This window comes from Streptomyces sp. Rer75, assembly GCF_013414305.1.
GTDB lineage: Bacteria > Actinomycetota > Actinomycetes > Streptomycetales > Streptomycetaceae > Streptomyces > Streptomyces himastatinicus.
Window position 1 is genome coordinate 7,993,027 of record NZ_CP058693.1, and the last position, 20,692, is coordinate 8,013,718.

Sequence of the window (20,692 nt, forward strand, 5' to 3'; positions counted from 1 at the left end):
GGCCGCCCCGCTCTCACTTTGCCTCGTACGCGGCCATCGCGGCGCGCACGGCGGGGGAGAACAGCTCGGGGCCGAGCGCGTCGGAGTGCGCCAGGCCCTCCGCAGACAGCCTCAGCCGGCCGGGCTCCGCGGCCGGATCCAGCCAGCCGCGCGCGGCGAACCGGGCCAGCTCCTCGGGGAAGTCCTCGGCCGGGTCGGCGGCGAACCGCGCCCGGTACGCGGCCACGTCCAGGCCCTCGGCCCGGAGGACGGACTGGAGCAGATGGCGGCGGCGGGCCTCCTCGCCGGTGATCGCCCGGCCGTGCTCGGCGTGCCCGAAGTCGGCCGCGGGCCGGGAGACGTAGTCGTCGATGATGCCGCGTATCTCCCGCATGTCGACCGCGTAGTCGAAGGAGTAGTGCAGCCCGGAGGTGTAGGAGCGGGCGCCGCAGCCCAGGCCGATCATTCCGTCCGTCTGGCAGGCGTAGTCCTCGCCGCCGGTCGCGGGCGCGTCCGCGCGGCGGAACATGCGCATCGAGACCTGCTCATAGCCGCGTCCGAGCAGATGGTCCCGGCCCAGCCGGTACAGCCGCAGCCGCCGCTCGTCCCACTCGTGGTCGGTCTCGGCGGCCTCCTTGCGGCCGAGGCCGGTCAGCGGGCGGACGTAAAGGGGATAGAGATACAGCTCCTCGGGGTGCCAGGCGAGGGCCGCGTCCAGGGAACGCAGCCAACTGCGCTCGCTCTGCCCGTCGATCCCGTAGATCAGGTCGATGTTGAGGACGGGGATGCCCGCCGCGCGGATCCGGGTCAGCGCCGCCTCGACGTCGGCCCGGCGCTGCGGCCGGACCGCCGAACGCGCCTCCGCGTCCACGAAGCTCTGCACGCCCAGGCTCAGCCGCGTCGTACCGCGCGCGGCGAGCACGGCGAGCCGGTCGGCGGTGGCGGTGGCCGGGGACGCCTCGACGGAGAGCGGCACGGCGGCCAGATCCGCGCCCATCCGCTTCTCGGCGATGTCGCACAGCCGCTCCAGCTCGGCCGCCTCCAGGAACGTCGGGGTGCCGCCGCCGAAGGCCGCGGCGGCGAACCGGGCGCCGTCGCCCAGCGCCTCGGACACCGCGTCCGCCTGGCGCTCCAGCGCGTCCAGATAGGCCGTGGTGAGGCCCTCCGGGGCGCCGATCCGGGTGAAGAGGTTGCAGAAGCCGCAGCGCACCTCGCAGAACGGGATGTGCAGATACAGCGACAGCGCGTCCTTCGGCTCGTCCGCCCACAGCTCGCGCAGCGCGGGCCGGTCCGTCAGCGCGTGGTACGCGGTCTTGTGCGGATAGGCGTAGACGTACGACTGGTACGGGCGGACGGTCGGGGCGCTCGTGGCGGTGTTCATCGGACCTCGAAGGAACTCAGAGGAAGAAGTGGGTGTACGGCACGGTCCAGACGGCCTCGTGGCCGAGCCGGTGGCCCGTGTAGCCGCCGTCGCCGTACGCCGTGCCGTGGTCGGAGCAGACGATCGCGAAGCCGGGACCGCGGCCGCTCATCGCGGCGAAGAGACGGCCGATGTGGCGGTCGACGTACTCCAGCGCGGCGGCGTGGGAGGCGCGCGAGTCACCGCTGTCGCGGGTGGCGCCCGGCAGATGGAACCAGTTGGGCTGGTGCAGCGCGGACACGTTGACGAACAGGAACAGCCGCCGGTCCGGGTCGAGGTCCCGGGCCACCCGCTCGGCGCACGCGATCTGCGCCTCGAAGGAGGTGGGGGAGGGGACGCCGAACTCCGGCTCCCAGTGGCTCTCCTGGAAGTAGCCGGGCAGCACCGAGCCCAGCGGCCCCCGCTTGGTGAAGAAGCCGACGCCGCCGATGCACACCGTGCGGTACCCGGCGGCCGCGAGCCCGGTCACCAGGTCGGGGGTGTCGTAGACGTACGTGCCCCCGGCCGTGGTCTCGCTGCCCGCGAAGCGCGCCGCGAACAGCCGCGGGTGCGGGCCCGGCCGGGCCGGGGTGGGCAGAAAACCGGCGAACATGGCCTGGTGGGAGGCGTAGGTGAAGCTGCCCGGCGCATGCCGCTCCTCCCAGGCCCCGCCCGGCATCCGGGCGGTCAGGTTCGGGATCCGGCCGTCGGCCGCGAGTTCGGCGGCGACGTCGTAGCGCAGCGTGTCGAGGGTGACGAGCAGCAGATCGTGGCTGCCCACGACCGCGTTCATGTCGGGTTCGGAGAGCGGGTCAGACAGCGGCATCGTGGTGGTCCTCCCCGTGCGTGCGCACCACGGCGGCGATCTGCGCCGCGTACGTGTCCTGCCCCTCGGCGCCGCTGCCGGGCAGCCCGGTCAGCCGTGGCAGCAGATCGCCGAACGCGTTGACCTCGCCGACCGCGAACTGGCGCCACCCGGTGCCGGGCAGCAGATCCACCCCCACGCACAGGGTGTCCGGGAAGCAGGCCGCCGCCCGCTCCGCCGTGCCCAGCACGGTGCTCCACGCCACCCCGGCCGCCTCAGCGGTCGCGCGGGCGGCGGCCAAGTCGCCGCGCACGCCCCCGAGGTGGAGATTGGTCATGGGGGAGCGGCTGGTCCGCACGACGGCGTGGGTCGCCCGGCCGTCGACCACCACCACCCGCAGATCGGCGGCGCGCTTGTCCTGGGACGCCTTGGGCAGCCAGCGCTCGATGTGCAGCCCGTCCGGGGCGAGCGTGTCCAGGATCGCGGCGACGTCCCGCTCCGTGTCGTACCGCCGGACCCGCAGCGAGTTGAAGAGCGAGCCGTCCTCCGCCCGCTCCACCGAGGTGGTGGCGCGGATGCGGCCCGGCCCCGCGTACTCGACCGCGAGCACCCCCGAGGCGGACGAGCCGTGCGCGAGCTTGACGAACGCACGGTGCATGCCGCCGGCGCCGAGCGCCGCCCGCACATCGTCCCAGCCGCGCACCGGCGGCGCCTGCGGACCGGAGGTCGGCGAATACGGCACGGGGACGTCCGCCGCGTCCAGCACCCCGTGGGACAGCCGCTTGTCGAACAGCACGGCCAGCTCGCCGGGGTCGTCCAGCAGGGTCGCGCCCGCCGTGTGCGCGGCCTTCGCGACGGCCCGTGCGGCGTCGGTGAACCGGGCGTACCAGCGGGCGGTGCCCTCGACCCGGGTCGGGTCCCCGGCCCCCCGCAGCAGCTCGTCCACCTCGTGGTCCTCGCCCGGCGACTCGATCCGCACGATCTCGCCCGGCTCGAACTCCGCACCGCCGCACAGCACATCGCGCCAGGCCAGCACCCGCGGCGCGGCCAGCCCGGCGGCCAGGGCGGCGTCGGCGAACATCTCCACCCGGCGATGGCCGGGATTGCCGACGACCGCGAGCCGCACGCTATTCGGAGACGGCGACATAGCGGTACTCCTCCTCCTCGCCGTCATCGTCGTCGTCCCAGCGGTCCGGCTCCTCCTGCTCCGACACGTTCACCTCGACCCCGGACGGCTCCAGCGCGTCGCACACCCGCCGCATCATCGCGTCGGACAGATAGTGGTGGTGCAGGTCCAGCGCCAGCAGATGGGTCAGCGGCTGGCCGGTGAGCAGGGCCTCGGCGCCCGCGTCGCCGAGCGTGCCCATGGACAGGTCGAGCGAGGCGAGCTGGGCCACGACCGGCGCGGACGCGACGGCGGCGGCGATCTCGTCCTGGATCTCGCTGTCCTGGAGCCCGAGATGGGTCAGCGCGGGGAAGCGGGCACCGGAGAGGACCGGCGCGAGATCGGCGACCGTGGCATCGCCGCCGTACTGCTCCACCCCCAGCCACAGCGCCAGGTGCTCCAGCCGGGGCAGCTCGCTCGCGCCCACCGCGCGGACGATCTCGCCCGGCAGCCCGCCGGACTCGAACCGCAGCACCCGCAGCCGCTCATGGCGCACCGGCCGGAAGGCGAGACCCCCCGAGCCGCAGCCGCGCACCACGAACTCCTCCAGGCGCGGGTACGCCTCCAGGACGGGCGTGACGTCGTCCATCCGCAGCCAGGACAGCTCGCACTGCTCGGACATCACATCGGCGAGGAACAGCCCGCGCAGCGCGGGCAGCCGGTCCGCGGACGCGATCAGGGCGTCGAGCACCGGGCGCACATCGGAGTAGCCGTCCTCGCCCCACCAGTTGCCGATGATCACCGCACGGACGCGGTCGGCGGCCACGGTGTCCAGGAACGCCGTCCACAGCTCGGGGAACGGGCGGCTCTTGTCCCAGTTGGTGGCGATCCGCCAGGCGACGGATTCGGCGGGCGGCAGATCATCGGCATCGGCTCCGGTGTCCGTGCTGGTGTAGTCGCAGACGGGCAGACCGGCGAAGGACTCCTGATAGTGGCCGATCATGGCTGGACGCTCCTCACGTATGTCCTGACGTCTGTGGTCGGGTGCCGGGCGGCCCTCACTCGGCGACGGCCGTGTAGCGGTCCACTTCGCCGTCGTACTCGTCCTCGTCGCCCTTCTCGGACAGCGCGACCTCCACCCCGGACGGCTCCAGGGCGTCGCGCAGCCGCTGCTCCATCGACTCCGAGAAGTAGTTGTGGTCCAGGTCGAGCCGCCGGAGGTGGGTGAGCGGCTGGCCCTCGAGCAGCGCCGCCGCGCCCTCGTCGGTGAGCACGCCCATGGACAGTTCGAGCGATGCGAGCTGGGCGACGACCGGTGCGGAGGCGACGGCGGCGGCGATCTCGTCCTGGATCTCGCTGTTCTGGAGGCCGAGGTGGCGCAGCGCGGGGAAGCGGCCGCCGGACAGCAGCGGGGCGAGGTCGCCGACGGTGGCGTCGCCTCCGTACTCCTCGACGCCGAACCACATCTCCAGGTACTCCAGGGCGGGCAGCTCGCTGTCGGCCACGCCCCGCACCACCTCACCGGGCAGCCCGCCGGTCTCGAAGCGGAGCCTGCGCAGGTTCTGGTGCTCGGCGGCGGGGAACCGCAGGCCGGAGCCGCCGCGGACACCCAGCTCCCGCAGCCCGGGGTAGGCGTCCAGGACCGGGGTCACATCGGACTGCTGGATCCAGGAGATCTCGGCGTCCTCCGCCGTCAGATCGCCGATGAAGACCGCTTCGAGGGAGGTCAGCCGGTCCTTGGCGGTCACCAGCAGATCGACGATCACCCCGGCGTCCTCGTCGTACACCTCGCCCCACTGACCGATGATCAGCGCCCGCACCCGGGAGGCGCCGACCGTGGTCAGGAACCGCTCGAAGCGCTCTTCGAAGACCTCGCCCGACTCGGCGTAGGGGTTGTAGGAGATGCGCCAGGCCGCGGCGTCCGGCGCGGGCAGCCGCGGCTCCTCGTCGGCCCGCGGGAAGTCGAAGACCGGAAGTCCGTGCAGTTCCGTCAGGCTGTCGGCGTAGGACATGGGCGCGGGTTCTCCTGGTGGGTTCGATCGGGCGTACGTGATTCCCGATGGCGTGCGAAGAGTTGTACCAAGCGCCACCGACAGCGGCCCCGGCGGGAGTTGTCGGTCGGCCGTTGTCGGACCCCCTGCGTACCGTCAGGACCATCGACCGGCCGCCGTGCGGCGACCGGTGGACCGATGACGGCTGCGGTCGCGAGGCAGGCCGCGGGGGAAGGGGAGGGCATGTACCGACAGGGAGACGTCCTGATCGTGCCGGTGGCGCGGGAGTCGCTGCCGCCGGGCACCGAGACGCTGCCGCAGCAGCCCCGGGACGGGCGGGGGCGGCTGGTGCTGGCGCTCGGCGAGGTGACCGGGCACGCGCACGCGGTGGTCGGACCGGGCACGCTGGTGCGCGAGTCGGGGCCGTTCGGCGCCTCGTATCTCCATCTCCCCGACGGCGGACGGGTGGTGCACGAGGAGCACGCGGCGATACCGCTGCCCAAGGGGTGGTACCGGGTGGTGCGTCAGCGGGAGTACGTGCCGGGCGCCGTGCGCGTCGTGGCGGACTGAGAGCGGGGGACGAGGACGAATGACGACGACACCGACACCGACGACACGGGTGACGACGACACCGATGACGACGACCCCGATGACGACGACACCGATGACGACGGCGGTGGACTGGCGGGCGGTGGCCGCGGCGACCGGCCCCGCGGACCGCGAGGCGGCCGAGGCGGGCATCCGGCTGGCGTACGAACAGGCCGGGCTGGCGCCGCCGGAGCGGATCGTGTGGACCGGCTCCCCGCTGGCGGGCACGGCGGCCGCGCTGCTGCTCACCGGGCAGGGGGAGGGGCTGCCGGGCGAAGCCGCCGAGCGGGCCGCCGACACGCTGGCGGCCGCCGGGATCGAGCCGGTGGCGGGCGCCGCGGGCGCCTCGGTGCGGGACGCGGTGCGCACCCGCCCCTGGGCGCGCGCCCGGCAGCGGGCGCACACCGCGCTGGGCCCGTCCGGATGGGCCGAGCGCTGGGCGCTGACGGGGGCGCCGCTGTGGGACGTCACCCGGGCGCTGACCGAGCGCATCCGCACGGGCGTCATCGAGTCCCTGGCGGAGGGGACGGGTGCGGAGGGGACGGGTACGCAGCGGGCGGATCGGGAGACGGCCGTCCGGCTCGCCCTGCTGGACGCGGTGCTGGGTCAGCATGACGCGCCCTGGCTGGCCTCCGTCGCCGACGGTCCCGGTGGCACCGGTGTCCCCGATGGTGCGGACGGCCCGGATGACGGGCTCGCCGGGCCGTCCGCGGTCGCCCGCGCCGCGGGCTGGTGGTGGCCGTACGAGAAGGCCGTGGTGATCGCGGAGCGCCCGGCCGAGCTGCACCGCGACGAAGCGGGCCGCCTCGACCGCGGCGACGGCCCCGCGCTGGCCTTCCCCGACGGCTTCGCGCTGTACGCGTGGCGCGGCATGCCGGTGCCCGCGGAATTCCTCGACCAGCTGGGCGAGCTGACCCCGGACCGGATCCGCGCCGAGGAGAACGCGGAGCTGCGCCGGGTGATGCTGGAGCACTACGGCTACGACCGCTATCTCGACGAGTCCGGTGCGCAGCCCGTCCACCGGGACGAGACGGGCGTGCTGTGGCGCATCGACCTGGTCGACGACGAGCCGGTGGTGATGGTCGAGGTGGTCAACTCCACGCCGGAGCCGGACGGTACGCACCGCACGTACTGGCTGCGTGTACCACCCCGCACCCGGACCGCCCGCGAGGGCGTGGCCTGGACCTTCGGCCTGGAAGCCGAGACCTATGTGCCGGAGCGCGAGACCTGAGCCGGACGCCCGCACGCCACATCGGCTTGGTCTGGACCTTGACTGGTATAGACCAAGCCGATTGAGTGTCCTCCGACAACACGAGGATTGGGGTGGTCCCATGTGGAGACGACGCGCCATGACATGGTTCGCCGCACTGGCGGCGGCGTGCGCCTTATTGTTTGGCATGCCCATGGCCTCCGCGTCGGCGGACTCGGCGGACTCGGCGGGCACGGCGGACACGGCCCCGCGCGCGGCCTGTAGCTACCCGGACTGGGTCGCGGGCAAGTGGTACGTGACCGGTGACATCGTCCGGTACACCGACGGCAGGTACTACCGGGCCGAGCACGACAACCCGGGCTACGACCCGGTGATCAGCACCTGGTACTGGGAGCCGTACGACTGCGGCGGGGGCGGGACCTCCGGCTTCGTCGTGAGCGAGGCGCAGTTCAACCAGATGTTCCCGAACCGGAACGGCTTCTACAGCTACCAGGGCCTGACCGCCGCCCTCGGCGCCTACCCCGGCTTCGCGAACACCGGCAGCGACACCGTGAAGCGGCAGGAGGCCGCCGCCTTCCTCGCCAACGTCAGCCATGAGACCGGCGGTCTCGTCCACATCGTCGAGCAGAACCAGGCGAACTACCCGCACTACTGCGACTGGAACCGGCCCTACGGCTGCCCCGCGGGCCAGGCGGCGTACTACGGCCGCGGACCGATCCAGCTCAGCTGGAACTTCAACTACAAGGCCGCGGGCGACGCCCTGGGCATCGACCTGCTGAACAACCCCTGGCTGGTGCAGAACGACTCCGCGGTGTCCTGGAAGACCGCCCTCTGGTACTGGAACACCCAGACCGGCCCGGGCACCATGACCCCGCACAACGCCATGGTCAACCAGCGCGGCTTCGGCGAGACCATCCGCAGCATCAACGGCAGCCTGGAGTGCAACGGCGCCAACCCGGGCCAGGTGCAGAGCCGGATCAACGCGTACCAGAGGTTCGTCCAGATACTCGGCACCACCCCCGGCTCGAACCTGAGCTGCTGACGTCGGAATAAATGAGGTGCGCCGGGCGGGCCGTGCGCGCCAGCCTGGACGGCATGGCGTGGACGACGACCGACGACCTCGATGCGTTCCGGGCCGTCGCGGGCGCGTTCCTGCGCGCCCGCCCGGTCCGGCACACCGTTCTCCTCACCGTCGTCTCCTCGCTGGAGGCGGCGGGCAGCGGCCGTTACGGCGACCAGCCGCCGGTCTACGGCTGGTGGCGGGCGCCCTCGGGCGCCGTCGACGGTGGTTTCGTCCGCACCCCGCCCCATCCGCCGCTGCTCTCCGCCATGCCCGCGGCGGCGGCGGACGCGCTGGCCCGCCACCTCGCCGGGGCGGACCGGCCGCGGATCACCGGGGTGACCGGCGCGCGCCCGGTGGCCGAGGCGTTCGCGGACGCCTGGGAGCGGCACACCGGGGAGACCCGCGGGGCCGGCCACGTGCAGCGGCTGTACCGGCTGCACACCCTGACCCCGTCCGGGCCCGTACGGGGGCGGGCCCGGACGGCCACCACCGCCGACCGCGACCTGCTGCTGAGCTGGTACGAGGCGTTCGGCCGCGACACCGGAGCGCTGCCCGGGAACGAGGTGGCGCGCGCGGTGGACGACCGGCTCGGCCACCACGGCGCCCTGCTGTGGGAGGTGGACGGCGAGCCGGTGGCCACCGCCGCGGTGAGCCGCACGATCGCGGACACCGTCCGGGTCTCGCTCGTCTACACCCCGCCCGAGCTGCGGGGACAGGGGTACGCGGGTGCGGTCACGGCCGCCGTGAGCCGGGCGGCGCGTACCGCGGGGGCCGAGCGCGTGCTGCTCTTCGCCGACCTCGCCAATCCCACCAGCAACGCCCTCTACCAGCGGATCGGTTACCGCCCGGTCGAGGATCACCTGCGCCTGACGTTCACACCCTGAGAACGACCTGAGCAGACCCGGAGACCTCTTCCGGAACAAGGTCACCGGTCGAGAGAGTTGTGACAGTGCAGCAGCACAACAGCACAGGCCATGGGGTGCCCCGTCGCTCCCCTTCACCCAGGAGGTGCCGTGACCGGTCCCAGCCCTCAGCGTGCCCGGCTCGCCACAGCCCTGCGCCCCGCCGCCTTCGGGGCGGACCCGGCCGGGGAGCGGATGGAGCGCATCCGGCGGTCCCCGAACTTCGCGAACGGTGTCTTCACCAACCCCGGCGGCGGCCGCACCGCCCCCTCCGGCTCGATGCTGAAGTTCCTCCCCACGTACTTCCGCAGGGAGCAGCGGGTGCGCCGGGCCCCGGCCGGGACCGTGCCGGTCCACCCCACCACCCTCGCCGACCTGGCCACACCGCCCGCCTCCGGGCTGCGGCTGACCTGGATGGGCCACTCCAGCGTGCTCGCCGAGATCGACGGGCGGCGGGTGCTGTTCGACCCGGTGTGGGGTTCGCGCTGTTCGCCCTTCGCGGCCGTCGGGCCCAAGCGGCTGCACCCCGTCCCGGTGCCGCTGCGGGAGCTGGGGCCGGTGGACGCGGTGGTCATCTCCCATGACCACTACGACCACCTGGACATGCCCACGATCCGCGCGCTGGTGCGCACCGGCACCACGTTCGTCGTACCGCTCGGGGTCGGCGCGCATCTGGAGCACTGGGGCGTACCGGCGGACCGGATGACGGAGCTGGACTGGCACGAGTCCACCGATGTGGCGGGGCTGTTGCTCACCGCCACCCCCGCCCGCCACTTCTGCGGCCGCGCGCTGCGCAACACCCAGCACACCCTGTGGGCCTCCTGGGTGGTGGCCGGGCCCGAGCACCGGATATTCCACAGCGGGGACACCGGGTACTTCCCCGGCTTCGCGGAGATCGGTACGTCGTACGGGCCGTTCGACGCGACCATGATCCAGATCGGGGCGTACAGCGAGTTCTGGCCCGACATCCACATGACCCCCGAGGAGGGCATGCGCGCCCACCTCGACCTCCAGGGCGGCGAGCCCAGCCGGGGGATCATGCTGCCGATCCACTGGGGCACCTTCAACCTCGCCCCGCACCCGTGGGAGGAGCCCGCCGAGGGCACCGTCGCCGCGGCGCGCGCCGCGGGGGCGAGGGTGGCCGTGCCGCGCCCGGGCCAGCCCTTCGAGCCGTTGCACGGGCTGCCGCTGGAGACGTGGTGGCGGGCGGTGGCGGCCCCGTCTGCGACGGCCTACCCGGACGTCACCGAGGACGCCGCCGAGAACGTGCACCCGCCCAAGGGTCCGGTCGATACGGCGGGAGGCGACACCGACCCCGCGGTGCCCATTCCGCAGCCGTAGTACGCCAGTTGAGTCGAAAGCCTTGTGGGTGGTGTGGCGCGCTCGCTTCAATGGTTAGGAAACATTCCTAACGGACGACTCAAGCGAACGGAGTCCCCCATGTCCAGAAGGATCGGCCTGACGGCGGCAGCCGTGGCGTTACCCGCCGCGCTCGTGTTCACCGGCGTCGGAGTGGGCCAGGCCGCCACCCCCGTCCACTCCCCGGCTCAGCAGGCGGGCGTGGCGGCCAACCTGGACGATCCGGCCAAGAAGGAGATCGCCATGAAGCTGGTCTCCAGCGCCGAGAACTCCTCCCTGAACTGGCGCGCCCAGTTCAAGTACATCGAGGACATCGGCGACGGCCGCGGCTACACCGCCGGCATCATCGGCTTCTGCTCCGGCACCGGCGACATGCTGGAACTCGTCGAGTACTACACCCAGCAGAAGCCGGGCAACGTCCTCGCCAAGTACCTCCCCGCCCTGCGCAAGGTCAACGGCAGCGACTCCCACAGCGGCCTCGACCCCAACTTCACCAAGGACTGGAAGACGGCCGCCGCCGACAAGGCTTTCCAGAACGCACAGGAGCACGAGCGCGACCGCGTCTACTTCAACCCGTCCGTCAAGCAGGGCAAGGACGACGGCCTCGGCGCGCTCGGCCAGTTCATCTACTACGACGCGATCGTCATGCACGGCCCCGGCAGCAGCAAGTACAGCTTCGGCGGCATCCGCAAGACGGCCATGTCCAAGGCCAAGACCCCGGCCCAGGGCGGCAACCAGACCACGTACCTCAACGCCTTCCTCGACGCCCGCAAGAAGGCCATGCAGAGCGAGGAGGCACACAGCGACACCAGCCGGGTCGACACCGCGCAGCGCGTCTTCCTCAACGCGAAGAACTTCGACCTGAACCCACCGCTGAAGTGGAAGGTCTACGGCGACTCCTTCGAGATTCCGTCCTGACCGGCGTTGTGACTCGGGCTACCGGCCGGGGGAGTGGGTGCTCGAAGCGGAGATGAGCTTCGAGCACCGCCCACCCCCCGGATGCCCTCCCCTCGGGCTGGAGGTCAGCGGCTCGCCGCCGCCACCAGCGCCCGCATGACGCGTAGGTCGTCGCCCGCCTCCGGGTGCCACTGCACGCCCAGCACGAAGCCGTCCGCGCCGGGTCGCTCCACGGCCTCCACCGTGCCGTCGTCGGACGCGTACGCGCCGGCGATCAGGCCCTCGCCGAGGTGGTCCACCGACTGGTGGTGGTACGTGGGTACGGACAGGGGCTCCGGTAGTGCCTCGGCCAGCCGCGTGCCGGGGACCGGCTTCACCTCGTGCTGGTCGAAGACGCCGGGCGGGCCCGCGTGGGCGTCCAGGTGCTGGTGGAGGGTGCCGCCCAGCGCGACGTTCAACAGCTGCATGCCCCGGCAGATGCCCAGCAGGGGGACGCCTGAGGACAGCGCCGCCTCGATCAGGGCCAGCTCCCAGGCGTCCCGCTCCCGCGCGGGCGGGCCCGTGCGGGGGTCGGGGGTGGCGCCGTACCGTACGGGCTCCACGTCCGGGCCGCCGGAGATCACGACGGCGTCGAGGCGGGAGACCACGGCGGCCGCCGAGCCCGCGGCGGGGTCCGGGGGCAGCATCGCGGCCAGGCCCCCGGCGCGCTGGACGAGTTGGTGGTACCCGGCGGGGAGCAGGGCGGCGGGGAGGTTCCAGACGCCCCAGTGCGCCGAGGCTTCGAGGTAGGTGCTGATGCCGATCAGAGGGGGCAAGGACGGGTCCAATCTCTCAGTCGCGGGACAGTTCGGCCTCGGCCTCCGCCAGCGCCGCGAACTCCTCCTCCGGCGCCGACGCGACCAGACGGTGGCGGCTGTAGAAGGCGAAGTAGGCGAGCGCCACGGCGTAGACGCCGAGGGCGATGAACGCCGCGTCCTTGTCCACCAGGAAGGTGGCCACCAGCGCCGAGCAGGCCAGGAGGAAGGCGAGGGACGAGGTCACGATGCCGCCGGGGGTGCGGTACGGGCGGTCGAGGCCCGGCTCGCGGCGGCGGAGGACGATGTGGGAGAGCGACATCAGGGCGTACGAGATGGTGGCGCCGAAGACCGCGACGTTCAGCATCCGCGCGCCGTCGCCCGACCAGGCGGCGAGGCCGAAGCCGATGGCGCCGGGGACGAGCAGGCCCAGGTAGGGGGCCTTGCGGCGGCTGGTCAGGGAGAGGAAACGGGGGAGGTATCCGGCCCGGGAGAGGGCGAACAGCTGCCGCGAACCGGCGAAGATCAGGGAGAAGAAGGAGGCGACCAGACCGGCGAGCCCCGCGTAGTTGACGACGCGGGACAGAGTGGTGGGCTCGCCGTCCGGCTGGAGCGCCTCGACCAGCGGGTTGCCCGCGTCCTGTACGGCGTCCGCACCGCGCGCGCCGGTGGCGGCGAGGAAGGTGAGCAGGGCGAGGACCAGCAGGATGCCCATCGACGAGGCCATGGCCTTGGGCAGGGTGCGCGCAGGTTCGCGGGTCTCCTCGGCCGCGAGGGGGACGCCCTCCACGCCCAGGAAGAACCACATGCCGAAGGGGAACGCCGCCCAGATGCCGAGCAGTCCGAACGGCAGCCAGGAGTTGGAGCCGAACGCCGAGTGGTCGACCGCGATGTCGTTCAGCGAGCGCGAGTCGAAGTCGGTGAAGGCGGCGACCGCGAAGATCAGCAGCGCGGCGACGGCGATGGCGGTCACGATGAGGCTGAACCGCAGGGCCTCGCCCACGCCCCACAGATGGATCCCGATGAAGATCACGAAGCAGGCGAGATAGACCGGCCAGCCGGACTCCAGGCCGAAGAGGCCGAGCGATTCGACGTAGTCGCCGATGAAGATGGAGATGGCGGCGGGGGCGAGGACGTATTCGATGAGGATCGCCGTGCCGGTGAGGAACCCGCCCCAGGGGCCGAGGGCGCGCCGCGCGAAGCCGTAGCCGCCGCCCGCGGTGGGGAGGATCGCGGCGAGTTCGGCGAGGGCGAAGACCATGCAGGTGTACATCAGGCCCATGAGCACGGCCGCGATGGCCAGCCCGCCGAAGCCGCCCTCGGCGAGGCCGAAGTTCCAGCCGGAGAAGTCGCCGGACACCACATAGGCGACGCCGAGGCCGGTCAGCAGCAGCGGACCCGCGCTGCCGCGGCGCAGGGTGCGCCGCTCCAGGTACCCGTCTTCGCCGGGTTCGCCGGGGTCGGGGGAGGTGCGGGCGGTCTCGGTTCCTTCAGTCATGTCAGCCATGGGCACTCCTGGCTTCGCACGAGGGGACGGGCGCGGTGGGGGACGGGGGTGGGGATTGGTGTGGGGGCATACCTTTGCCGTACGGGGAGGGTCCGCGCAAGACCCTCCGCGGAAAAAGGGCTACGGCAGGAACCCGCGCAGCAGCGCCGCCGTGCCCTCGCAGTGCTCCCGCATCACCTCGCGCGCCCCGTCCGCGTCCCCGTCCAGCACCGCCTCGACCAGCGCGCCGTGCTGGGCCTGGGAGTGCTCCAGGTTCCGTACCAGCAGCGGGATGCAGTCCAGCAGGTCGTTGACGGTGGCGCGGACGGCCGCGTACTGGGCGGCCAGCGACGGTGAGCCCGCCAGCTCGGCCAGGGTCAGGTGCAGCATCGTGTCCAGCCGCCGGTAGTCGGTCAGCGGGGCGTCGCGCGTCGCGTCGAGGGCGGCGCGCAGCCGCGTGGCCTGGGCGTCGGTCAGGCCGTGCGCGGCGCACAGCCCGGCCGCGCCGACCTCCAGGACCTCCCGGAAGCGCAGCGTGTCCTCGACGTCCACCGCCTCGACCCGCCGCCGCAGCTCGTCCTCGCCGCCCGCGGCGGGCTCCGGCCGGGCCCGTACGAAGGTGCCGCCGTACCGGCCGCGGCGGCTCTCCACGATCCCCTGGTCCTGGAGGACCTTCAGCACCTCGCGCAGGGTCACCCGGCTGATCCGCAGCCGCTCCGCCAGCTCGCGTTCGGCCGGGAGGCGGCCGCCGTCGGGGACCAGCCCCAGCCGTACGACCTGGAGTATCTGCTCCAGCGCCTCCTCGAAGCCGTTTCCGGCGCGCACCGGGCGCAGCACCGGCGCCAGCCGGTCCCCGGCCGCGCCGCCGTGCGTGCCCAAGCTCCCGCCCGCGCCCGCGCCGCCGATCCCGCTCCGGCCCGCGCCCTCGCTTCCGCCCTCGCTCATGGAACCCTCCGCACCTCCTTCCCAATCAATGGTCTGCGGTATTACCTTAAGGCCACTCCGCGCCCCCCACACCCGTCCGAAGCCAGGAGGCACCACCGTGGCAGACCGCACGCCCCCGCTCTCGGTCGACGAGCTGACCAGGCTCGTCGCCGCCGGGGAGATCGACACCGTCGTCCTGGCCTTCACCGACATGCAGGGCAGACTCCAGGGCAAGCGGTTCGCCGCCCGCTTCTTCCTGGACGACGCCCTGGAGCACGGCACCGAGGGCTGCAACTACCTGCTCGCCGTCGACGCCGACATGAACACCGTCGGCGGCTACGCCATGTCCTCCTGGGAGCGCGGCTACGGCGACTTCGCCCTCCAGGGCGACACCGCCACCCTGCGCCGCACCCCCTGGAACCCCGGCACCGCGATGCTCACCGCGGACCTCTCGTGGCACGACGGCTCGCCCGTGGTCGCCTCCCCGCGGCAGATCCTGCGCCGCCAGCTGGACCGGCTCGCGGAGCGCGGCTGGACCGCGTACGCCGGGACCGAGCTGGAGTTCATGGTCTTCAGGAACACCTACGAGCAGGCGTGGGACAGCGGCTACCGCGGGCTCACCCCCGCCAACCAGTACAACGTCGACTACTCCATCCTCGGCACCGGCCGCGTCGAGCCCCTGCTGCGCCGCATCCGCAACGAGATGGGCGCCGCCGGGATGACCGTGGAGTCGGCCAAGGGCGAATGCAACCTCGGCCAGCACGAGATCGCCTTCCGCTACGACGACGCGCTGACCACCTGCGACCAGCACGTCATCTACAAGACCGGCGCCAAGGAGATCGCCGCCCAGGAGGACATGGCGCTCACCTTCATGGCCAAGTACGACGAGCGCGAGGGCAACTCCTGCCACATCCACCTCTCGCTGCGCGACGAGGCCGGGCAGCCCGTGCTCGCGGACGACGACGGCCCGTACGGCATGTCGAAGACCATGCGCCACTTCCTGGCCGGGCAGATCGCCGCGATGCGCGACTTCACGCTCCTCTACGCCCCCAACATCAACTCCTACAAGCGGTTCCGGCCCGGCTCCTTCGCGCCCACCGCCGTCGCCTGGGGCCCGGACAACCGCACCTGTGCGCTGCGCGTCATCGGCCACGGCCATGCGCACCGGCTGGAGAACCGGCTCCCCGGCGGCGACGTCAACCCGTATCTCGCCGTCGCCGGAATGGTGGCCGCCGGGCTGTACGGGATCGAGCAGGAGCTGGAGCTGCCCGAGGTCTGCACCGGCAACGCGTACACCGGCGACGCCGCACACGTGCCGACCTCGCTGCGCGACGCCGCCGAGCTGTGGCGGGCCAGCCCCATAGCGCGGGCCGCGTTCGGCGACGAGGTGGTCGAGCACTACCTCAACATGGCCCGCGTCGAGCAGGAGGCGTACGACACCGCCGTCACCGACTGGGAACGCTTCCGGTCCTTCGAGCGCATGTGAGGAACCACCCCGTGACCAACGAACACCCCCACGAGCACCACATCCTCAACCCGGCCACCGAGGAGGTCATCGCCACCGTCCCGGCCGCCACGCCCGCCGACGTGGACGCCGCCGTCGCCCGCGCCGCCACCGCACAGCGCGGCTGGGCCGCCCTCGCCCCCGCCGACCGGGCCCGGCTGCTGCGCCGCTTCGCCGCCACCGTGGACGACCACATCGAGGAACTGGCCGCGCTGGAGGTCCGCGAGGCGGGCCACCCCATCGGCAACGCCCGCTGGGAGGCGGGCAACGTCCGCGACCTGCTGGAGTACGCGGCCGGGGGAGTGGAGCGGCTGAGCGGCGCCCAGATCCCGGTCGCGGGCGGCCTGAACGTCACCTTCCACGAGCCGCTCGGCGTGGTCGCCGTCATCGCGCCGTGGAACTTCCCGATGCCGATCGCCGGCTGGGGCACCGCGCCCGCCCTCGCCGCGGGCAACGCCGTCCTCCTCAAGCCCGCCGAGACCACCCCGCTGACCGCGCTCCGGCTCGCCGAACTCGCGCTCGCCGCCGGGCTGCCCGAGGGGCTGTTCCAGGTGCTGCCCGGCGCCGGGCCGGTGGCCGGGGCCGCGCTGGTCGAGCACCCGGGCGTGGCCAAGGTCGTCTTCACCGGGTCGACGGCCGTCGGCAAGGAGATCATGGCGAAGTGCGCGGCGGGCGTGAAGCGCGTGACGCTCGAACTCGGCGGCAAGAGCCCCAACATCGTCTTCGCCGACGCCGACATCGAGGCGGCGGCGATCGCGGCCCCCGGCTCGTTCCTCGACAACACCGGCCAGGACTGCTGTGCCCGCAGCCGGATCCTGGTCCAGCGCGGCGTCTACGACCGGTTCATGGAGCTGCTGGAGCCCGCCGTGACGTCGTTCACGGTCGGCGACCCGGCCGACCCCGCCACCGCCATGGGCCCGCTGATCTCCGCCGCGCAGCGGGAGCGCGTACGGTCCTACGTCCCCGAGGACGCGCCCGCCGCCATCCGCGGCGAGGCCCCCGGCGGCAAGGGCTTCTGGTACCCGGCCACGGTCCTGGAGGGCGCCGCGCCCGGTGACCGCACCGCCGTGGAGGAGATCTTCGGACCGGTGGCCGTCGTCCTCCCCTTCGAGGACGAGGCCGACGCCGTACGGCTGGCGAACGCGACCGACTACGGCCTCTCCGGCTCGATCTGGACCCGGGACGTGGGCCGCGCGGTGCGCGTCTCGCGCGCCGTCGCCGCCGGGAACCTGTCCGTCAACTCGCACAGCAGCGTGCGCTACGCGACTCCCTTCGGCGGCTACAAGCAGTCCGGTCTCGGCCGGGAGCTGGGCCCCGACGCCCTGACCGCCTTCACCGAGACCAAGAACGTGTTCATCAGCACCGAGAACAGCACCGAGAACAGCAGCGAGAACAGCACCGAGGAGCAGTGACGTGACCGAGACCGTGACCGAAACTGTGGCCGAGACCCCCGTGTGCCGCCGCCTGGTGGGCCGTACCGCGGTCATCACCGGAGCGGGCAGCGGCATCGGCCTGGCCACCGCGCGCCGCTTCGCCTCCGAGGGCGCGCGCGTCGTGTGCGCCGACATCGACGAGTCCGCGGGCAAGGCCGCGGCCGACGAGGTCGGCGGGCTCTACGTCCAGGTGGACGTCACCGATCAGGAGCAGGTCGAGGCGCTGTTCAAGACCGCGTACGACACCTATGGCTCGGTCGACGTGGCGTTCAACAACGCGGGCATCTCGCCGCCCGACGACGACTCGATCCTCACCACCGGCCTTGACGCCTGGAAGCGCGTCCAGGAGGTCAACCTGACCTCCGTCTATCTGTGCTGCAAGGCCGCGCTGCCCTATATGCAGCGGCAGGGCAGGGGGTCCATCATCAACACGGCCTCCTTCGTGGCCGTCATGGGCGCCGCGACCTCGCAGATCAGCTACACCGCCTCCAAGGGCGGCGTGCTGGCGATGTCGCGCGAGCTGGGCGTGCAGTTCGCGCGCGAGGGCATCCGGGTCAACGCGCTGTGCCCGGGGCCGGTCAACACCCCCCTGCTGAAGGAGCTGTTCGCCAAGGACCCGGAGCGGGCGGCGCGGCGGCTGGTGCACGTACCGGTGGGGCGGTTCGCCGAGCCGGAGGAGATCGCGTCCGCCGTCGCCTTCCTGGCCAGCGACGACTCCTCGTTCATCAACGCGGCCGAGTTCCTGGTGGACGGCGGCATCGCCGGGGCGTACGTCACGCCGATCTAGGCCCCGCGGGGAAGCGCCTTATGGCCGGGCGCGCAGTCCGCGCAACCCCGGTGTACGGAGCCGACCCGTGGCCATAAGGTGACGGCGTGAGCATGAACACGCCCCCGGGCTGGTATCCCGATCCCGGTTACACAGGCCACGGCCCCGCCCTGCACCGGTGGTGGGACGGGGCCACCTGGACCGAGTACACGCGCGACGCCACCGCCCCGGCGGAATCGCCCTTCAGCCCGCCGCCCGCGCCCGGCTACGCGCCCGGCCCGGACGGCGGCCGGGGGAACGGCCGCGGCCCCCGGGTCGCGGTGCTCGCGCTGTCCGTGGGGGCCGTGGTCGCCGCGATCATCGGCGGCATCGTGCTGCTGGGCGACAGCGGGGACGGGGGTGACGGCGACCGGGCGAACCCGCTGCCGACCGCCCCCGCTCCGCCCGGGGACGGCGACGACGCCCCCTCGGACGCCCCGTCCGACCTGCCCACCGACGGCCCCAGCGCGGCGCCCACCGGCGACCCGAGCATCGCCCCGGACGCCGCCAGCGGCATCAGCCTGCCCGTGCTGTCGGGCTGGCAGGCGGGCCGCAGCAGCGCCGGCGGCGCGGGCGTGACCACCTCGCGCTACCCGTGCCCGGGCGACCCCTCCACCGACTGCGTCCGCGGCGGGGCCTTCTCCCGGACCGCGAGCGGCTTCAAGGCGGACACCGCCAAGGGCATCGCCGAGGAGGACATAGCCCAGAACGCCGAGGAGTCCTACGGCACGGACGAGGACACCGACCGCAAGGCGTACGGCGGGATCTCCTCGCACAAGCGGCTCAAGGAGGAAGAGGTCGACGTCGCGGGGGAGGAGGGCTATCTGGTGCGCTGGAAGGTCACCACGAAGAAGGGCGACGACGGATACGTCCAGTCCCTCGCCTTCCCGTCGCCCACCGTCCCCGACACCATGGTCCTGGTGCGCTTCGGCTTCGACGTGAGCGACAAGGCGCCGCCGCTCGGCGACATGGACAAGATCGTCGAGGGCATCGAGGCACTGGCGGGCGACGGCCGGTCCATATAGGCCGGTCCATATGGTCCGGTTCGTGGAGGACGGGGGACGGGCGCGGGGCCGACTACAGGAAGGTGCGGCCCTCGCCCCGGTACGTCGGTACGGAGTCCACCACCCGGTCGTCGTCGACCAGGTGCAGCGTCGCGAACCGCTCGCACAGCTCACCGGCCTTGGCGTGCCGGAACCACACCCTGTCGCCGATCAGCAGATCGTCGGCGGCCGTGCCCAGCAGCGGGGTCTGCACCTCGCCCGGGCCCTCCTGCGGGTCGTAAGCCAGCCCCTCCGGCAGATACGGCACCGGCAGCCGGTCCCGGCCCGCCGCCCCGGACGCCGGATATCCGCCGCCGAGGACGGTCACCACGCCCACGCCCGGGCGGCGCACCACCGGCTGGGCGAAGAGGGCGGCCGGGCGGCCCCGGAAGGACGTGTAGTTGTCGAACAGCCGCGGCTGGTAGAGCCCGGACCCGGCGGCGATCTCCGTCACCGCGTCCTCGGCGGCGGTGTGCTGCACGCTGCCCGTGCCGCCGCCGTTGACGAATTCCAGGTCCGCCACCGCCCGTACCGCCCGCACCGCCGCCGCCCGGCGGTCCGCCAGCTCCCGGCGCGCGGTGCGCTGCATCAGCCGGATCGCGCGGGAGCGCAGCGGACGGCCGGTCACCGCGTCGCCCACCCCCGCCACATGGCCCTCGTAGCCCATCAGCCCGACCACCCGGAAGCCGGGGCGGCGCTCGATCTCCCGCGCCAGCGCGGCCAGCTGCTCGGGGGTGCGCAGCGGTGAGCGCAGGGCGCCGACGCGGATCCGGCCGCCCAGCATCCGCAGCGAGGTGTCCAACTCCAGGCAGACCCGGACCTCTTCGGTCCCGGCGCGCACGCTCTCGATCAGGTCGAGCTGGCCGATGTCGTCCACCATCACGGTCACGGCGGCGGAGAGCTTGGGGTCGCTGGTCAGGGTGGCGTAGCCGTCCCGGTCGGTGGACGGATAGGCGAGGAGGACGTCGTCGAAGCCCTCCCGGGCCAGCCACAGGGACTCCGCGAGCGTGAAGCTCATGATGCCCGCGAACCCGTCCCGCGCCAGGGCCCGTTCCAGCAGCGCCCGGCACCGCACCGACTTGCTGGCCACCCGGATCGGCTTGCCTCCCGCCCGGCGTACCAGGTCGCGTGCGTTGTCGTCGAAGGCCCTCAGGTCGACAATCGCCACGGGTGCTTCGAGATGGGCGGTGGCCCGGTCGTAACGGGCCCGGTCAGCGGCGGAAGAGGACATGTCGTGAAGCTTGCCAGACCGCGATTACCGCTGGGTAGAGGGCGGCCGGTGCGCAGGGTGCCCGGTGCCCCGTAGAGTGTCGCGCACGCCACGACCGGCAGGTCAGCGGCGTGATGTCCGTATTCGGGCCCGCCTGCCCGAAAGGCGGTGGGGCGGCGCGGCGAGCCGGACGGA

Annotated in this window: 19 protein-coding genes; 10 read left to right on the forward strand and 9 right to left on the reverse strand. The window is 72.9% G+C overall.

Annotated features, from left to right (window positions below; translation table 11 throughout):
• Positions 1 to 13: 13 nt before the first annotated feature.
• Genes HYQ63_RS34360 through HYQ63_RS34380 form a run of 5 tightly spaced genes read right to left on the reverse strand, consistent with a single transcriptional unit; the run spans position 14 to position 5,300 of the window.
• Complete coding sequence (locus tag HYQ63_RS34360) at positions 14 to 1,360, reverse strand: STM4012 family radical SAM protein (RefSeq protein WP_179937655.1); 1,347 nt, start codon at positions 1,358 to 1,360, stop codon at positions 14 to 16.
• A 16-nt stretch (positions 1,361 to 1,376) separates the two neighbouring features.
• Positions 1,377 to 2,171 (reverse strand): STM4013/SEN3800 family hydrolase, encoded by a 795-nt coding sequence (locus HYQ63_RS34365; protein WP_179940806.1) that lies wholly within the window; start codon positions 2,169 to 2,171, stop codon positions 1,377 to 1,379.
• A 19-nt stretch (positions 2,172 to 2,190) separates the two neighbouring features.
• A complete protein-coding gene (locus HYQ63_RS34370; RefSeq protein WP_179937656.1) occupies positions 2,191 to 3,330 on the reverse strand; it encodes an STM4014 family protein in 1,140 nt (379 codons plus the stop codon).
• On the reverse strand, positions 3,311 to 4,291 hold the full coding sequence (locus HYQ63_RS34375) for an STM4015 family protein (protein WP_179937657.1): 981 nt from the start codon (positions 4,289 to 4,291) through the stop codon (positions 3,311 to 3,313). Before HYQ63_RS34375 ends, HYQ63_RS34370 begins: the two co-directional genes overlap by 20 nt.
• A 55-nt stretch (positions 4,292 to 4,346) precedes the next feature.
• Positions 4,347 to 5,300 carry an STM4015 family protein gene (locus HYQ63_RS34380; RefSeq protein ID WP_179937658.1) on the reverse strand — a complete coding sequence of 318 codons (954 nt, stop codon included), beginning with the start codon at positions 5,298 to 5,300 and terminating at the stop codon, positions 4,347 to 4,349.
• Between the two features lie 222 nt (positions 5,301 to 5,522).
• Here HYQ63_RS34380 and HYQ63_RS34385 point away from each other — a divergent pair, with 222 nt between their 5' ends.
• From HYQ63_RS34385 to HYQ63_RS34410, 6 genes are all read left to right on the forward strand, one after another.
• Entirely contained in the window at positions 5,523 to 5,849 is a 327-nt protein-coding gene (locus HYQ63_RS34385) for a hypothetical protein (protein ID WP_179937659.1), read from the forward strand.
• 94 nt (positions 5,850 to 5,943) lie between these two features.
• Positions 5,944 to 7,098 carry a DUF6745 domain-containing protein gene (locus HYQ63_RS34390; protein ID WP_179940808.1) on the forward strand — a complete coding sequence of 385 codons (1,155 nt, stop codon included), beginning with the start codon at positions 5,944 to 5,946 and terminating at the stop codon, positions 7,096 to 7,098.
• Between the two features lie 100 nt (positions 7,099 to 7,198).
• A complete protein-coding gene (locus HYQ63_RS34395; RefSeq protein WP_179937660.1) occupies positions 7,199 to 8,119 on the forward strand; it encodes a glycoside hydrolase family 19 protein in 921 nt (306 codons plus the stop codon).
• 53 nt (positions 8,120 to 8,172) lie between these two features.
• Entirely contained in the window at positions 8,173 to 9,024 is an 852-nt protein-coding gene (locus HYQ63_RS34400) for a GNAT family N-acetyltransferase (protein WP_179937661.1), read from the forward strand.
• A gap of 129 nt (positions 9,025 to 9,153) precedes the next feature.
• On the forward strand, positions 9,154 to 10,383 hold the full coding sequence (locus tag HYQ63_RS34405; RefSeq protein WP_179937662.1) for an MBL fold metallo-hydrolase: 1,230 nt from the start codon (positions 9,154 to 9,156) through the stop codon (positions 10,381 to 10,383).
• A 99-nt stretch (positions 10,384 to 10,482) separates the two neighbouring features.
• Positions 10,483 to 11,319 (forward strand): chitosanase, encoded by an 837-nt coding sequence (locus HYQ63_RS34410; protein WP_179937663.1) that lies wholly within the window; start codon positions 10,483 to 10,485, stop codon positions 11,317 to 11,319.
• Positions 11,320 to 11,423: 104 nt separating this feature from the next.
• Here the strand turns inward: HYQ63_RS34410 and HYQ63_RS34415 are convergent, their stop codons facing one another.
• From HYQ63_RS34415 to HYQ63_RS34425, 3 genes are all read right to left on the reverse strand, one after another.
• A complete protein-coding gene (locus tag HYQ63_RS34415) occupies positions 11,424 to 12,113 on the reverse strand; it encodes a gamma-glutamyl-gamma-aminobutyrate hydrolase family protein (protein ID WP_257232322.1) in 690 nt (229 codons plus the stop codon).
• Between the two features lie 16 nt (positions 12,114 to 12,129).
• The gene (gene eat / locus HYQ63_RS34420; RefSeq protein ID WP_257232687.1) at positions 12,130 to 13,590 is read right to left on the reverse strand and encodes an ethanolamine permease; all 1,461 of its coding nucleotides are present in this window, start codon (positions 13,588 to 13,590) and stop codon (positions 12,130 to 12,132) included.
• A 129-nt stretch (positions 13,591 to 13,719) separates the two neighbouring features.
• The gene (locus HYQ63_RS34425) at positions 13,720 to 14,523 is read right to left on the reverse strand and encodes a FadR/GntR family transcriptional regulator (RefSeq protein ID WP_257232323.1); all 804 of its coding nucleotides are present in this window, start codon (positions 14,521 to 14,523) and stop codon (positions 13,720 to 13,722) included.
• Between the two features lie 97 nt (positions 14,524 to 14,620).
• Here HYQ63_RS34425 and HYQ63_RS34430 point away from each other — a divergent pair, with 97 nt between their 5' ends.
• From HYQ63_RS34430 to HYQ63_RS34445, 4 genes are all read left to right on the forward strand, one after another.
• Positions 14,621 to 15,988, forward strand: coding sequence for a glutamine synthetase family protein (locus HYQ63_RS34430; RefSeq protein WP_179937666.1), 1,368 nt, complete (start codon positions 14,621 to 14,623; stop codon positions 15,986 to 15,988).
• An 11-nt stretch (positions 15,989 to 15,999) separates the two neighbouring features.
• Positions 16,000 to 17,418, forward strand: a complete 1,419-nt coding sequence (locus HYQ63_RS34435; RefSeq protein WP_179937667.1) for an aldehyde dehydrogenase — start codon at positions 16,000 to 16,002, stop codon at positions 17,416 to 17,418.
• Between the two features lies 1 nt (position 17,419).
• On the forward strand, positions 17,420 to 18,226 hold the full coding sequence (locus HYQ63_RS34440) for a 3-oxoacyl-ACP reductase (protein WP_257232324.1): 807 nt from the start codon (positions 17,420 to 17,422) through the stop codon (positions 18,224 to 18,226).
• A 92-nt stretch (positions 18,227 to 18,318) separates the two neighbouring features.
• Positions 18,319 to 19,269: a DUF2510 domain-containing protein gene (locus HYQ63_RS34445; RefSeq protein ID WP_179937668.1), complete on the forward strand. Its 951-nt coding sequence runs from the start codon at positions 18,319 to 18,321 to the stop codon at positions 19,267 to 19,269.
• Between the two features lie 52 nt (positions 19,270 to 19,321).
• Here the strand turns inward: HYQ63_RS34445 and HYQ63_RS34450 are convergent, their stop codons facing one another.
• A complete protein-coding gene (locus HYQ63_RS34450; RefSeq protein ID WP_179937669.1) occupies positions 19,322 to 20,518 on the reverse strand; it encodes an alanine racemase in 1,197 nt (398 codons plus the stop codon).
• Between the last annotated feature and the right edge of the window lie 174 nt (positions 20,519 to 20,692).